The sequence below is a fragment of the Streptomyces sp. NPDC001858 genome (assembly GCF_053594615.1).
This window is the reverse complement of record NZ_JBSFEV010000052.1, coordinates 20,847-34,998: the sequence shown is the minus strand read 5'-3', so window position 1 is coordinate 34,998 and position 14,152 is coordinate 20,847. Positions and strand designations below refer to the sequence as shown.

Genomic DNA, 14,152 nt, shown 5'->3' with positions numbered 1-14,152 from the left:
TAAAAACCTAGAGATACTAGGAACGTGAACTCACCGTATGCGACCCAAGCGACGCTGAAGGTGCCCGGCGCCACCCTCCACTACGAGACGCTCGGCAGCGGCCCGGTCCTGCTGCTCATCCCGGGCGGCGCCGGGGACGCCGGGCTGTACGCGGGCATGGCCCCGGAGCTGGCCGCCCGGTACACGGTCGTCTCGTACGACCCGCGCGGACTGTCCCGCAGCCCGCTCGACGACCCGGCGGACACACCCCGCACCGACGCAGCCGCCGCACCCGAAGAACAGGTCCGGGTGTGGAGCGACGACGCCCGCCGGCTGCTCGATCTGCTCTCCCCCGACGACGACGCGGTCGTGCTCGGTTGCAGCTCCGGGGCGGTCGTCGCGGTCGAGCTGCTGGCCCGGCATCCGGAGCGGCTGCGCCGGGTCGTCGCGCACGAACCGCCGCTGCTGGAACTGCTGGCGGATCCCGCCCCGCATCGAGCGCTGTTCGCCGAGGTGCACGAGATCTTCCGCGCCGCAGGAGCCGGCCCCGCCATGGCCCGGCTCGGTGCGGGCCTGGCGGACGGAGCCGTGCGGCAGGAGCCCGCGCGGTCGCCCACCGAACTGCCGCCCGGCATCCAGGAGATGGCCGTGCGGATGCACGCCAACCTGCCCGTCTTCCTGGGCCGCGTCCTGCGCCCGTTCTCCTCGGCCCTGCCCGACCTCGCGGCGCTGCGGCCGGTGGCCCACAAGCTGGTGCCGGCCGCGGGGCACGACTCGCGTCGCCAACTCCCCCTGTACGGACCTGCCGAGCGGCTCGCGCAGCTCCTCGGGTGCGACCTCGTCGAGTTCCCGGGCGGCCACCTCGGAGCGGTGGAGTCCCCGAAGGAGTTCGCCGACCGCCTGCTGAGCGTCCTGGAGTGAGCCAAAGCCCGGCGCCGGTGTCGGCGAGGTCGCCGTCCGGGTCATGGGCCGGCGGGGTGGGCTTGCCGTCGTCGCCGGCGCCGGGCGCGGACCGTCCGGAACTGGTGCGGCGGCTCGACCGGCGTGCCGCCGGGTTCGCCGGCTGGGCGCGGGAGGCGGGTCCCGGGGAGCTCTGGGACTACTCCCCCGGCTCCCTCGACCGGATGGAGACAGTCCTGCGGGACCGGTTCGCCGACAGCGGCGGGCTGCTCGCCGCGAAGAGCGGCGCGTTCGTGCAGGGCGTCGTCCGGTACGTCGGCGAGGTGGTCCGCCTCGAGCCCCGTCCGGCCGACATCCTAAACGACTTCGTCTGACCCGGGCCCGCCACGGACGCCGGGGGCCCGGGACGGCGTCGTCCCGGGCCCCCGGCAGGCGGAGGTGACCGCTCGTCAGCAGGTCCGGCCGGTGTAGTAGGCGCCCTGGATCCTGCTCGCGGAGCCGAGCCAGACCGTGCCGGGTCCCACGCACCGCTCGTAGTCGGGCGCCAGGGCGACCTCGACCTTGATGACCACCCGGGAACCGTCGGACGTGCAGTGGTTGTAGTAGGCGTCGGAACTGGTCTCGTAGAACCCGCACGGGTCCGCGGCCGCGGGACCCGCGGTGGCGGCGGTCAGCGCACCCAGAGAGGTGAGCACGAGAGCGACGGAACCGATGGTGCCGAGCACCGAACGACGAACACGCAAAGTACGACTCCTTGCCGGAAATAAGGGATCAGAACCCGGAAAAGCCCAGGTCCGCTGATCGGCGGGATGCCTGCCCCAGGATCGTGGCGCTCTCCTCGCGGTGATCGGACAGCGCGCCGTGTTCACCCCGCGAATCGTTTCGTCGCTACGCCGATGGAGTGGATCTTCAGGGAACGACGACTCGGCGGCCCGGATCTCGGGCAGGGCGGGGCCCGTTCACCCGGGTGAGCGCCCCGAGTGGTGGCGCGGCCCGGGCTGGCTGACGGTGGATCACGTCAGGCCGGGTCTTGTCAGCTGACGAGGCGTCGGCTGCCCGGCCGTGACGGAAGGACCATCAGATGCGTTCTGCTCGCATGATCCTGGCCACCGCGGCGGCGTCCGCCGCCCTCGCCATCGGCGCCCCCGGCGTCTACGCGGCCGCCGGTGACACGGACCACGACGACTCCTCCTACAGCAAGGAGGACAGCTCCTCGTACGGCAAGGACGACTCCTCCTCCGACAAGGAAGAGCACGGCAAGGACGAACACGGCAAGGAGGAGCACGGCAAGGACGAGCACGGCAAGGAAGACCACGGCAAGGACGAGCACGACAAGCCCAGCGGCGGCATGCACACCGGCGGCGGTCACCTCGCCTTCGTGAACGACAACAGCGACAGCGCCAAGGACCCCAAGTACGACCCGGAGACCTACAAGGACAAGGACTCCGAGAAGGACAAGGAGTCCTGGGGCGGCGGCAAGGAAGAGAACGGCGGCTGGAGCAAGGACGAGCACGACAAGCCCAGCGGCGGCATGCACACCGGCGGCGGCGCCCTCGCCTCGCCCTCGGCGACCGCGGCCGGACTCGGCGTCCTCGCCGTCGCCGGCACCGGCATCTACGCCCTGCGCCGCAAGAAGACGGTGGGGGGTGTGGCCTGACCATGCCTGACGCGATAGCAGCCGCGGCCGCCACGCTCTCCCCGCGTGGCGGCCCGGCCGGCTGTCCGCTCCGGCGCTGATCCCGGCACCGGAACCAATGCTGACCCTGTCGACGTCCCCCTCCTCGCCCGTACACTGACAAATCGCAGATGTGCGCGAGCAGTTGATCCGGGGGGAGCCGCCATGTCGGGGGACCAGTACGGCAGATACGACTACACCTTCAACGTTCCGCCCATGCCGCCGACGCCGCCGCCGGCCCCGGCGGACGGCGCACGGGCCGTCGCGGCGGCCGTGCTCAACCTCAGCGGTCTGGGCCTGGGGTACGCGCTGCTGCGCCGCTGGATCCTCATGGTCGCGTGCTGGGCCGCCACCGCCGTCCTGCTGTTCGTGGCACTGCCGGCCGACCCGGACGGCGTCCCGGGCCTCGCGCTCGTGCTGTATCTGCTGTTCCTCGCCGCGGCGGCGGCGCACGGTGCGCGGCTGGGCCTGCGCACCCCGCTGGCCGGGCTGCGGCAGGCGCCGCTCGCGCTCGGCCTCGGACTGGTCCTGCTCGTCGTGCCGGCCGGCGGCGTCGTGCTGTACGACAGCGCGCGGGACGAGGCGACGCAGCAGATGCTGCTCGACCGGCTCGAAGAGGCGGACCGGCTGGTGCAGAGCGCCGGCGAGAAGTCCTTCGACACGGCCAAGTCGGACTACCGCAAGGCGCTGACGGCGTACGCGGACCTGACGGACGACCACCCCGGCTCGCGGGCCGCCGAGAAGGTGCCCGCCCGGATGAAGACCTTCTACACGACGGTCGGCGCCCCCTACGCGCAGGGCGACTACTGCGGGGCGACGGAGCCGCTGAAGTATCTGCGCACGGTGCCCAAGAGCCTGCCCGACACGGATCTCGGGTCGCTGAGGTCCTGGCCCGACGACCGGCTGGCCACCTCGCTGTTCGAGTGCGCGTCGACGGCGCTCACGGCGGGCGAGTCGACCTGGGGAGCGCAGTTCGGGGAGCTGCTGACCACCTTCCCCGAGTCGCCGCAGGCCCAGAAGGCCGAACCGGCCGTGGCCGCCGCCGTGGTGAAGGCGCAGAAGGCCCTGGGCGGCGCCGACCCCTGCACGGCGGTCGAGAACCTGAACACCCTCGGCTCCCAGATCGACGCGGTGCCCTCCGAGCAGGCGGACGTGGGAGCCGCCCTCACCAAGGACGCCCAGCGGGCCAGGACCAGCGCGGGCACGGGCACGTACAACTGCGCCGTGGACCAGTACCGGGACGGCGACTTCGAGTCGGCCCAGGAGACCATCAACGAGTACGTCTCCGGCCACAAGACCGCCAAGAACGTGGCGCTGGCGAGGAAGATCGCGATAGCGGCGGAGATCGCCCAGACGGTGCCGGCCGCCGGCAAGAAACTGCCGACGAACCGCACGGGCGGCAGCATCTCGGTCACGGTGCAGAACGACAGCCCCGACGAGATCACCGTCCTCTACACGGGTCCGGTCACCGGGAGTTTCACCCTCAAGGGCTGCGGCGGCTGCAAAGCGTACTCGTTCTCCAGCACGCTCGACCCGAATTTCGAACCGTGCAGCAACAGCAGCCGGAACTATCCGGAGCGCACGATCAGTCTGCCGGTCGGCACTACATACTTCCTGCACAAGCCGAAGGACGGCCTCGACTCGCCCGCCTCGGACACGGCCAAGCTCGAATCGGGCTACATCTACACGGAATGCGCCTACACGACGCAGAGCCTGGGGTCGCTCTCCTGAACCGGGAGTGAAGAGACCGGAAATGCCGAGGGATTCCGCCTGCTGAATATCCGTCAACCGTGAATTCGCTACCCATGGGTCACATATGACGGGTGATAAGGTGCGGCGGAATTCTCTTGTGCAGAGTCTCTTGTGCAGAGCACCCCACACGAAAGCCTTGAGATGCTCCATATGAACGACATTACGGTGGAATCCCCTGTGAGTTCCTTTGTTCCGGGCGGTAACCGCCGACACCGCAAGGCCAAGCAGAGCAGTGCCGGTGTGCGGCGAGCCCTCGTGCTCGCCCTCGCCCTGCCCCTCACCTCCGCGGCCCTGGCCGGCACCTCGGCGTTCGCCGCCGAGAAGGGCCTCGGCACGACGGCCAAGGACACCGCGTCCGGTCGGACGCTGGACGAGGACGACCAGCAGATGGTCACGAACCTTCAGACGCGGGTCCTCGACCAGCGGCTGGGCTCGAACGTCAGCGGCGTGGTCCTCGACGCGGAGTCGGACGACACGCTGTGGGACCACAACGCGGCGACCGCGCTGATGCCCGCCTCCAACGTCAAGCTCGCCACGGCGACCGGCGCCCTCACCGTGCTCGGCCCGGACCACAGATTCACCACGGACGTCGTCTACGGCAACGGCACCTTGACCCTCGTCGGCGGCGGCGACCGGACCCTGACCGCCGCCGACCTCGCCGAATTGGCGAACACCGCGGTCGCCGGGCTGAAGGCGGCCGGTCTGACGTCGGTGAAGGTCGCCGTGGACGACAGCCTGTTCCCCGCGCCGACCCTGGCCAACGGCTGGAACACCGGCTACTACCCCGACTCCGTCGCGCCCGTGCGCGCGCTCGTCGTGGACGGGCACGGCGTCGACGACACCTCCCTGGACGCCGGGCAGGCCTTCGCCAAGCGGCTCACCGCGGCCGGGATCACCGTGCACGGCACAGTCGCCCGCGCCACCGCGAGCAAGACGGACGTGCCGGTCGCCCGGCACACCTCGGCGCCGCTGTCGGACATCGTCCACACGATGCTCAAGACCAGCGACAACAACATCGCCGAGACCCTGCTGCGGATGACCGCGCTGGGCGCGGACCGTCCGGCCACCTTCGAGGCCGGCGCCGAGGTCGTGCGCCAGGTGCTGAGCGTGCGCTACGGCGTGTCGCTGGCGAACTTCGAGATGTACGACGGCAGCGGTCTGTCCCGGGCGGACCGCATCCCGGCCGCCACCCTCGCGGAGATCCTCGAACTGCTGACGCAGCCCCGCTACGCCGGCACTCTCGGCTCCATCCTCGACGGACTGCCCGTCTCCGGTGAGGCCGGCAGCACCCTCGGCCCGGAGTGGGGCCGCTTCGACGACGTGAACTCCAGTTGCGCGGTCGGCAAGGTGCACGCGAAGACCGGCACGCTCACCGGGGCCATCGCGCTGAGCGGCCTGACACAGGGCAAGGACGGCAAGTGGAAGGTCTTCTCGTTCATCGAGAACGGCTCCACGGCCGGCGCGAACGACATCAAGGACGCCATGGACGGGCTCGCGGCGACCGTGAACGGCTGCTGGGCCTGACCGAGCGGACGGCCGCGGCAGGCGGCGAGGGCCGGCGTCACAGATGCCGGCCCTCTCCTGTCTTTTCCGATGTGACCGAAGCCACCGGAGAAACGACGCCGTTTCGATGAATCCGAGGACTAGGCTCTCACCAAGTGAACGAAACCGTTTCGTTCATAGGTGTTTCCCCCACCGCATGGAGAACGACAACCATGGCCTCCGTACTCATCGTCAACGACCAGTCCCTCCAGCGCCTCGGCCTGCGCATGCTGCTGGACGCCGAGCCCGGCCTGACCGTCGTGGGCGACACGGCGAGCGGAGCCGAAGCGATCCGCCTGAGCGCCGCGCTCCGGCCCGACGTCGTCCTGATGAGCGGCCCCCGGTCCGAGTCGGACGACATCCCGACCATCCGCCGGATCGCGCGGCCGACGCACCTCACGGCGGTCGGGAAGCACTCCGAAGCGGCCGAGCGCCCGCCCCGGGTGCTCGTGGTGACCTCCACCGGCGACCAGGGCTACGCCTACGCCGCCCTGCGCGCGGGCGCCGGCGGCTTCCTCCTCGACGACGCCACCACCGACGAACTGACCGCGGCCATCCGGGCGGTGGCCGCCGGAGACGCCGCCATCACCCCCGAACTGACCCGCGCGCTCATCGACACCGTGCGCCACGAGCGCACCCCGCTGCACCACAAGCGCACGGTCGGGCTCGACGCCTTCACCGAGCGCGAACGCGACGTCCTGCTCGCCGTCGCCTCCGGCTGGTCCAACGCGGAGATCGCCGCGCGGCTGTGCATCGCCCCGACCACGGTCAAGTCGCATGTGAGCCATATCCTCGCCAAGATCGGCGCCCACGCGCGCGTCCAGGCGGTCGCCTTCGCCTACGAGTACGGCCTGGTGCACCCGGCCGCCTGACCCGACACCGGCCGCCCCTCAGCCGGGCTCGGCCGTCGAGTCGCGCAGGACCAGCCGCGGGGTGAGGACGACCTCGCGGAACTCGGTCCGGCCCTGGTCGAGGCGTTCCACGGCGGCCGTCACGGCGTATCGGGCCTGTTCGCGGGCCCGCTGGCTGACGGTCGTCAGGTTGAAGCAGCTCAGCCGGGAGAGCGTGTCGTCGTCGTACCCGGCCACGGAGATCTGCCCCGGGACGGAGACGCCGGCCCGGGCGAAGGCGGCGAGGACGCCGATCGCGCTCTGGTCGTTGAAAGCGACGACGGCCGTGGGCAGAGCGCCGCCGTCGAGGAGCTGACGGGCCGCGCGTTCGCCGGCCGCCTCGGTGTGGTCGCCGCGCACCACCCGGACCTGGGCGTCGAGGCCGTGCCGGCGCATGGCCGTACGGTAGCCGCGCCGCCGGTCGGTGGCGATGACGCCCTTGCCGCCGTCGACGTAGACGATCTCCCGGTGTCCGAGGCCGACCAGGTGATCGACGATCTGCCCCACCCCGTCGTCGTCCGCGGTGCGCACCACGTCCAGGCCCGCGCCCGCGATCCGGCGGCCCACCGCGATGACCGGTGATCTGCGGTCGAGGACGGCGAGCTCGTCGGCGGGGGCGGTCGGGCCGAGCAGGATCAGCGCCTCGGTGCGAAAGGCGAGCAGCGTCTCCACGGCGGTGCGCTCGTCGCGGGTGCGGGTGAGGGTGCTCAGGACCAGGTCGTAGCCGACGTCCTCGGCGGCCGTGTGCAGCTCCTCGACGAGTTCGGCGTGGAACGGGCTGTGGATGTCGACCATGACGCCGAGCAGCCGGGTGCGGCGGCTGGCCAGCATGCTGGCCGTGCGGTCCACCTGATAGCCGAGGTCGGCGGCCGCCTTCAGGACCCGCTGCCGGGTCCGTTCGCTCGGGCCGGCCACCCCCCGCAGCACCAGGGACACCGAGGCGGTGGAGACGCCCACCCGCGCGGCCACGTCCTCCAGCCGGGGGCGCCTGGGCGCACCCTCCCGGTGACGTGTGGAATCGGCCTCGCCCACCTGTGCCTCCTCGAAGAACCCGCACGGCACCCCGGCCGCCCGGCGCCCCGCTCCCCGCGTGGCCCCGCGACCGTCGGTGGTCCCGGGGCCACGCCCGCGTACCTTTCCGAAAGGCTAGCCGCGGGTCCGCTGGTGCACGTCGGCCAGGAGGAGGTTGGGGTCCTGCCGGGTGAAGTAGGCCGCGCTCGGGACGTAGGCGGTGCGGCCGCGGACGGCCACGGAGGTGGGGTTGGACAGCCCGTCCTGTCGGGTCAGGACGACCGTGTGGGTGCCGTCCGGGCGCACCAGGACCACCTGGTTGGCCCCGGTCAGGGCGACGAGGGCGGTGTCGCGGTAGCGCTGGACGAATCCGAAGTCGTCGATCCCGTACAGGCCGGTGGCCCGGGTCTGGATCGCGGCGGCGGAGCCGTTCTGGCGTACCGGGATGCGCAGCAGGGTGCCGGTGGCGGAGTTGGACACCCATACGGCGTTGCGGTGGATCCGCAGGCCGTTGGCGCCGACGCCGGCCGCGGGCGGCCTGTCGCCCGTGTGGGGCGCGGTGCTCGGGGCGAGCGCGGTTCCGGTGGCCCATGCCCGGGGGGTGCCGCCCGAGCGCGGGACGCGCCAGACGGTGCCCAGCACCGAGTCCGCCACGTAGAACACGCCCCGGCGTTCGTCGAGGGCGAGGCCGTTGGGGAATCCGTTCGGCGGCAGCTGCGCGATCTGCCGGGGGGCGCCGCCGCCGCGGGGGATGCGCCAGATGCCGGTCTCGCGGGTGCCGGTGGCGTAGTTGACGTAGAGGGTGCCGTCGTAGGCGCGGACGATGCCGACGACGATGGCCCTGCCGACGACGGGGGTGTGCGGGTTCGCCACGGCGGGCAGGGTCGCGAGGATGCGCGTGCCGTAGCTGCGGCTGATGTTGGCGACCTGTCTGGCGCTCGACAAGGTCAGGTCGGCGGAGCCGTCGGGTTCGAGTGCGATGTTCTCCGGTGTCTGTCCGGCGGCGAAGTCGAAGTGGGCGACCACGCGTGGGTCGGTGACGGGCGGCTCGCCGCCCGGGGCGGGCGCGGCAGCGAGCAGGCCCAGGGCGAGAACGGCGGCGGTGACGCCCGCCGACCGGGTGAGTCGGGGCATGAACCTCTCCTTGAAAGGGAGCGGGAAGCGCCGCGGTGCGGCGGCCAGACGACCATGGCTGTGCGCCGGCTGCGACCGCCGCAGTCGCGGCCGGGAGGTCGCCCGCGTGGCGCAGGGCTTGGAGCCGCCTGCGGCTCACGCGAGTGACGCCGAATGCGCCAGACTGGGCCGTGCGGAGCACCGTTCTCGGATCATCGTCCAGAAATCGGATCATCGGCCAGAAAGAAGAGCAGCGTGATCATCTTCGGCACCAAGGGATACCTCTACCAGCTGGCGATACTGACGCTGGTGTGCGGGCAGTGCGGCAACCCTGCCGCGCACACGCTCAGGAAGCGGGTCACGAAGTTCACGCTGTTCTTCGTGCCGCTGTTCCCGATCTCGACGAAGTACGCGACGCAGTGCACGTTCTGCGGTGCGGAGCAGAAGGTGACGAAGGAGCAGGCCGACCAGCTGTCGGCGCAGGGCGCGGGCGGCGTCGGCGGGGGCCAGGCGTACGGGCAGCCGCAGCAGCAGCCGTACCAGCGGTGAGGGCGGCTGCCTACGGGGTGAGTCCGGCCCGGTCACAGGCGGCCCGCAGGTGCGGGGTGCAGATCTGGGCGACGGTGTAGAGGCCGTCCTCGACGAGGATCGGCTCGATGTCGTCGACCGTCACGGGGACCGGTGTGAGCAGGACCGCCGGGATGTCGTCGTCGGTGGGGCTGTCGACGGTCGTCGTGGCGCTGTCGCGGGGGTCCTCGCCGCGGCCGGCGGCGACGGCCATGGCGGCGACGGCGGCCGCTTCCTTCTCGAACGGCTTGTACACCGTCATGTACTGCTCGCCCTTGACGATGCGCCGCACGGCGTCGAGGTCGGCGTCCTGGCCGGTGACGGGCGGGAAGTCGGTGACGCCGGCGCTCTTGAGGGCGGCGACGACGCCGGCCGCGATGGTGTCGTTCGCCGCGAGGACGCCGTCGATCCGGTCCGGGCCCAGGGCCGCGATGGCGGCGGACATGTTGGTGTGGGCGTTCTGGGTGCTCCAGTCCAGGGTGTCGTAGGACCTGCCGATCCTCACGTGACCGGCGAGCACGGACAGTGCGCCGTTCCGGTACAGGGCCGCGTTGGGGCTGGTGGGGTCGCCGTTCACCATGACGATGTCGCGGCCCTCGCCCCGCTGCTCCATGGCGTCCAGGAGCGCCTGGCCCTGGAGTCGGCCGACCTGGCGGCCGTCGAAGCTGACGTAGCCGGTGATGGGGCCCTCGGCGAGGCGGTCGTAGGCGATGACGGGGACGCCCGCGCGGCGCGCCTCCTCGATGGAGGAGCGCATCGCCCGGGTGTCGGCGGCGTCGAGGATCAGCACCTCGGCGCCCTTGGTGACCATGGAGATCAGCTGTTGGCGCTGTCTGGTCACGTCGTTCTCGGCGTTGGCGTACTCCAGCGTGCAGTCGGGGCACAGCGTCTTCAGCTTCGACTGGATCAGCGGCCGGTCGGCGTGTTCCCAGCGGGGGACGGCGCGGCTGGGGAGCAGCAGGCCGACGGTGAAGCCGTCCTCCGCGGTCGGCTCCTCGTCTCCCCCGCAGGCGGCGAGGGGCAGCGCGAGGAGTGCCGCGGCGAGCACGGCGACGAGTTGCCTGCGACGGTTCGGACGGTTCCTCATGGCTCTGCCCCCGGTACGGCGATCTCGCTGCACACCTGTTTGCCGCCGGCCACCGGGACCGTGACGAAGGACTCCGACATGGCCTCGACCAGCAGCAGGCCCCGGCCGCCGGTCGACTCCCAGTCGACGATCACGGGCTTGGCGGGTGCGCGCGGCGAGGAGTCGCTGACGCAGACCCGCACCCGGTCGCCGCGCAGGATCAGGTCGAGCCGCACCGGGCCCTGGGTGTGCACGAGGGCGTTGGTGACGAGTTCGGAGACGACGAGCAGCACGGCGTCGCCCGTCTCCGGGATGTTCCAGCGGCGCAGGGTGCGGGCGGTGAAACGGCGGGCGTGCATGACGGCGTCGGGCAGCCGCCACACCATCCAGCCGGCCCGGATGGGCCGGGTCGTCATGCCGTCGTAGCGCAGGAGCAGCAGCGCCACGTCGTCCTCCCGGCGGCCGGCGTCGCCGAGGAGTTCGTCGGCCATCTTGCCGAGGTCGCCGGGGTCGGCGGCGGCGAGGGCGACGCGGGTGCGGCGCATGCCCTCGTCCAGGGGGAGGTCGGCGGCCTCGACCAGGCCGTCGGTGACCAGGGCGAGGACGGTGGCGGGGGCCAGTTCGACGGCCGTCATGGGGAATTCGGCCTCGGCCAGGATGCCCAGCGGGGGGCCGCCCGCGACCTCGACCTCCTCGGTGTCGCCGTCGGGCAGCCGCAGCATGGGGGCGAGGTGGCCGGCGCGGACGAAGAGGGTGTTGCCCTCCTCCATGTCGAGTTCGGCGTAGCAGCAGGTGGCGAAGAGGTCGGTCTCCATGCCGACGAGGAGCCGGTTGGCGTGCGAGACGACCACGTCGGGCGGGTGGCCCTCCATGGCGTAGGCGCGGACCGCGGTGCGCATCTGGCCCATGATCGTGGCGGCTCCGGCGCTGTGTCCCTGGACGTCTCCGATGACCAGGGCGACCCGGTCCTCGGAGAGGGCGATGACGTCGTACCAGTCGCCGCCCACCTGGAGGCCGCGTCGGGCGGGCAGGTAGCGGGCGACGGCGGTGCCGCCGGGGAGTTCGGGCAGCCGCCGGGGCAGCAGGCTGCGCTGGAGCATGGTGGCGAGTTCCTGCTCGGCGTCGTGGGCGTGGGCGCGTTTGAGCGCCTGGCCGACGAGGGCGGCGGTGGCGGTGAGCAGGGAGCGTTCCTCGGGCGCGAAGTCGTGCGGCCGGTCCCAGCCGACCAGGCAGACGCCGGCGACCCGGCCCTTGGCGGGGAGCGGCAGGACGGCGAGTCCGCCGGTGCCGATGCCGGCCAGGCCGGGTTCGAGGAGCGTGCCGGCGGGCCAGAGGTCCATGCGGCCGTCGCGCATGGCGGCCTGGAGGGTGGGCAGGGCGCGCAGGGATGCGTCGGGCCATTCGGTGCGCCACTCGGAGCGCCAGGTCGGCGGCCAGGCGCTGGGCTGAGGCGGGTCGAGGACGGTGACCATGAGCCGGTCGTCCTGGAGTGCGGCGAGGGCGACGCGGTCGGCGGCCAGCGGCTCGCGCAGGGCGGCGACCACGACGCGGCCGACGTCCCGGACGGTCGCGGCGTCGTCGAGGGCGGCGGTGAGCCACTGGATGCGGGAGACGTCGTCGCCGCCGCGGCGCAGGACGGGGGTCGCGGTCACCACGCCGACCAGCTGATCCGGTCCGTCGGCGGCGTCCGCGGCAACCCGGCAGCTCAGGCTGAGCCAGCGCATCTCGCCGGCGGGGCCGCGCACCCGGAACTCCAGGTCGCGTCGGCCGGAGTCCTCGGCGGAGGGCTCCAGGACGGACATGAGGGCGTGCATGTCCTCGGGGAGGGCGTGGGAGAGCAGGGTGTCGGCCTTGCCGTCGAAGTCGTCCGGGGTGATGCCCACCAGTTCGAGGAGGGTGTCGTCGGCGTCGATGAGGCCGGTGTCCGGGACGAGGACGAAGGAGCCGACGCGCAGGTTGCGCAGGGCGGGGCCGAGCAGCGGGGTCGGCGTCGGCGGGTCGGCGCCCGGTCGCAGGAGGCCTGCGACCGCGTCGGCGTAGCGCTCCAGGAAGCGGCGTTGCTCGTTCTCGAAGCCCTCCGGGGTGGCGCTCAGGACCAGCAGGCAGCCGAGGCGTCCGCCCTGCGGGCCGAGGGGGAGCGCGCCGAGGGGCAGGGCTTCGGGCGGGGCCTCGGGGGTGAGCCAGAGGGGGTGGTCGGTGCGGAAGGCGCGGGCCGCGGGCGAGTCACCGGACAGCGGGAGGCGCTCCGGCGGGCCTGCTCCGGAAGGGGTGCCTCCGGACGCGTCCACCAACCGAAGCTCTTCGGTGCCGGCACTGGGCGCGTAGACCGCTGCCAGGGTCGCTCCGGCGAAGGTCAGGGCCCGGTCGAGGCATGTCCGCAACGTACCTCCCGTCCTGCCGCAGGTGCCGACCGGTTGAGATCGACGCACCCACCCACCAGAATCGCATATACGGATCAACCGAACATATCCACCTTATTGTCATCTATGACAGGTATCGCAGATGAAGGCCTGCATACGGGACACAGCTGCCGCGGTGACCGCGTTCTCCACCGCGGTCGTCCTGGCGGCCTGCGGGGCGGATGCCGGGACCGACTCCGACGGGGAGGAGGGACCGCGCATCGGCCTGCTGCTGCCGGACGCCACCACGGCGCGCTGGGAGGCACAGGACAGACCCCTGCTGGAGAAGAGGATCGAGGAGCTGTGCGACACCTGCGTGGTCGAGGACACCAACGCCAAGGGCGATGTCGCCCTGCAGCAGGAACAGATGGACTCGATGGTCACCAAGGGCGTCGACGCCATCGTGCTGGTGGCGGTGGACGCCCGCTCGCTCGGCCCGGCGGTCACCAAGGCGCACGAGGCGGGCATCCCCGTCATCGCCTACGACCGGCTCGCCGAGGGCCCGATCTCGGGCTATGTCTCCTTCGACGGGGTGGAGGTCGGCCGGCTGCAGGGCCGGGCCCTGCTGACGGCGATGGGCGACAAGGTGCCCGGCGCCCAGATCGTCATGATGAACGGCGATCTCAGCGACCCCAACGCCAAGGCGTTCAAGAAGGGCGCGCTGTCCGTGCTGAGCGGGCAGGTGAAGATCGGCAAGGCCTACGACACCCCGCAGTGGCGGGCGGAGACCGCGCACATGAACATGTCCGGGGCCGTGGCCGCGCTGGGCGCCGACGCCATCGACGGGGTCTACGCGGCCAACGACGGCCTGGCCGGCGGGAGCATCGCCGCGCTCAAGGCGAACAAGGTCTCCCCGCTGCCCCCGGTCACCGGGCAGGACGCGGAGCTCTCGGCGGTGCGCCGGATCGTCGGCGGCGAGCAGTACATGACGGTCTTCAAGCCGTTCGGGCCCGAGGCGGCCGCGGGCGGCGCGATGGCCGTGGCGGCGGCCCGCGGGCAGAGCCTGGAGCCGGTGGCCACCGGCGAGGTGCCGACCCGCGGCGGCCAGGCGGTCGCGTCCGTGCTGCTCACCCCGGTGTCGGTGACGGTCGGCAACATCGCGCAGACGGTCGTGAAGGACGGTCTGCACACCGTCCAGCAGATCTGCACTCCCGAGCTCCGGGCCGCCTGCGCCGAGGCCGGACTCCTCTGACCCGGACTCCGACCCGGGCTCCGACCCGGAAACCTCTGACGCCGCATCGGCGGCCCGCCCTCGGGA

The 14,152-nt window shown here is 72.2% G+C and carries 13 protein-coding genes; 8 read left to right on the top strand and 5 right to left on the bottom strand.

Going from position 1 to position 14,152, the window contains the following annotated elements; all coding sequences use genetic code 11:
* Positions 1-24: 24 nt before the first annotated feature.
* Both ACWCPF_RS40955 and ACWCPF_RS40950 read left to right on the top strand, forming a co-directional pair.
* On the top strand, positions 25-900 hold the full coding sequence (locus tag ACWCPF_RS40955; RefSeq protein ID WP_451050224.1) for an alpha/beta fold hydrolase: 876 nt from the start codon (positions 25-27) through the stop codon (positions 898-900).
* Positions 901-962: 62 nt separating this feature from the next.
* A complete protein-coding gene (locus tag ACWCPF_RS40950) occupies positions 963-1,253 on the top strand; it encodes a hypothetical protein (RefSeq protein WP_451050223.1) in 291 nt (96 codons plus the stop codon).
* Positions 1,254-1,328: 75 nt separating this feature from the next.
* Here the strand turns inward: ACWCPF_RS40950 and ACWCPF_RS40945 are convergent, their stop codons facing one another.
* A complete protein-coding gene (locus tag ACWCPF_RS40945) occupies positions 1,329-1,622 on the bottom strand; it encodes a DUF6355 family natural product biosynthesis protein (protein WP_451050222.1) in 294 nt (97 codons plus the stop codon).
* A 338-nt stretch (positions 1,623-1,960) separates the two neighbouring features.
* Here ACWCPF_RS40945 and ACWCPF_RS40940 point away from each other — a divergent pair, with 338 nt between their 5' ends.
* The 4 genes from ACWCPF_RS40940 to ACWCPF_RS40925 all read left to right on the top strand — a co-directional run bounded on the left by ACWCPF_RS40940 (position 1,961) and on the right by ACWCPF_RS40925 (position 6,720).
* Entirely contained in the window at positions 1,961-2,536 is a 576-nt protein-coding gene (locus tag ACWCPF_RS40940; RefSeq protein ID WP_451050221.1) for a hypothetical protein, read from the top strand.
* A 183-nt stretch (positions 2,537-2,719) separates the two neighbouring features.
* Positions 2,720-4,285, top strand: a complete 1,566-nt coding sequence (locus ACWCPF_RS40935; RefSeq protein WP_451050220.1) for a hypothetical protein — start codon at positions 2,720-2,722, stop codon at positions 4,283-4,285.
* A 171-nt stretch (positions 4,286-4,456) separates the two neighbouring features.
* Positions 4,457-5,830, top strand: a complete 1,374-nt coding sequence (dacB, locus tag ACWCPF_RS40930; RefSeq protein WP_451050219.1) for a D-alanyl-D-alanine carboxypeptidase/D-alanyl-D-alanine endopeptidase — start codon at positions 4,457-4,459, stop codon at positions 5,828-5,830.
* A 191-nt stretch (positions 5,831-6,021) separates the two neighbouring features.
* Complete coding sequence (locus ACWCPF_RS40925) at positions 6,022-6,720, top strand: LuxR C-terminal-related transcriptional regulator (RefSeq protein ID WP_451050218.1); 699 nt, start codon at positions 6,022-6,024, stop codon at positions 6,718-6,720.
* Between the two features lie 18 nt (positions 6,721-6,738).
* Here the strand turns inward: ACWCPF_RS40925 and ACWCPF_RS40920 are convergent, their stop codons facing one another.
* Entirely contained in the window at positions 6,739-7,770 is a 1,032-nt protein-coding gene (locus ACWCPF_RS40920) for a LacI family DNA-binding transcriptional regulator (protein WP_451050217.1), read from the bottom strand.
* A gap of 114 nt (positions 7,771-7,884) precedes the next feature.
* Positions 7,885-8,883, bottom strand: coding sequence for a hypothetical protein (locus tag ACWCPF_RS40915; RefSeq protein ID WP_451050216.1), 999 nt, complete (start codon positions 8,881-8,883; stop codon positions 7,885-7,887).
* Positions 8,884-9,117: 234 nt separating this feature from the next.
* On the opposite strand from ACWCPF_RS40915, the gene ACWCPF_RS40910 reads away from it, so the two are divergent.
* Positions 9,118-9,411 (top strand): zinc-ribbon domain-containing protein, encoded by a 294-nt coding sequence (locus ACWCPF_RS40910; protein WP_451050215.1) that lies wholly within the window; start codon positions 9,118-9,120, stop codon positions 9,409-9,411.
* 10 nt (positions 9,412-9,421) lie between these two features.
* Here ACWCPF_RS40910 and ACWCPF_RS40905 read toward each other — a convergent pair whose 3' ends face one another.
* Together ACWCPF_RS40905 and ACWCPF_RS40900 are read right to left on the bottom strand one after the other, a co-directional pair.
* Entirely contained in the window at positions 9,422-10,516 is a 1,095-nt protein-coding gene (locus tag ACWCPF_RS40905) for a sugar ABC transporter substrate-binding protein (RefSeq protein WP_451050214.1), read from the bottom strand.
* Entirely contained in the window at positions 10,513-12,876 is a 2,364-nt protein-coding gene (locus ACWCPF_RS40900) for a SpoIIE family protein phosphatase (RefSeq protein WP_451050213.1), read from the bottom strand. The genes ACWCPF_RS40905 and ACWCPF_RS40900 overlap by 4 nt, the downstream gene beginning before the upstream one ends.
* 121 nt (positions 12,877-12,997) lie before the next feature.
* Between ACWCPF_RS40900 and ACWCPF_RS40895 the strand changes: the two genes are divergently transcribed.
* Positions 12,998-14,086, top strand: coding sequence for a sugar ABC transporter substrate-binding protein (locus ACWCPF_RS40895; protein ID WP_451050212.1), 1,089 nt, complete (start codon positions 12,998-13,000; stop codon positions 14,084-14,086).
* Positions 14,087-14,152: the final 66 nt, after the last annotated feature.

Excerpts from the sequence above, each read along its gene's own strand:
- ACWCPF_RS40940 (WP_451050221.1), top strand. The coding sequence starts at position 1,961 with ATGCGTTCTGCTCGCATGATCCTGGCCACCGCGGCGGCGTCCGCCGCC.
- ACWCPF_RS40935 (WP_451050220.1), top strand. The coding sequence starts at position 2,720 with ATGTCGGGGGACCAGTACGGCAGATACGACTACACCTTCAACGTTCCG.
- dacB (WP_451050219.1), top strand. The coding sequence starts at position 4,457 with ATGAACGACATTACGGTGGAATCCCCTGTGAGTTCCTTTGTTCCGGGC.
- ACWCPF_RS40925 (WP_451050218.1), top strand. The coding sequence starts at position 6,022 with ATGGCCTCCGTACTCATCGTCAACGACCAGTCCCTCCAGCGCCTCGGC.
- ACWCPF_RS40915 (WP_451050216.1), bottom strand. The coding sequence starts at position 8,883 with ATGCCCCGACTCACCCGGTCGGCGGGCGTCACCGCCGCCGTTCTCGCC.
- ACWCPF_RS40905 (WP_451050214.1), bottom strand. The coding sequence starts at position 10,516 with ATGAGGAACCGTCCGAACCGTCGCAGGCAACTCGTCGCCGTGCTCGCC.
- ACWCPF_RS40895 (WP_451050212.1), top strand. The coding sequence starts at position 12,998 with ATGAAGGCCTGCATACGGGACACAGCTGCCGCGGTGACCGCGTTCTCC.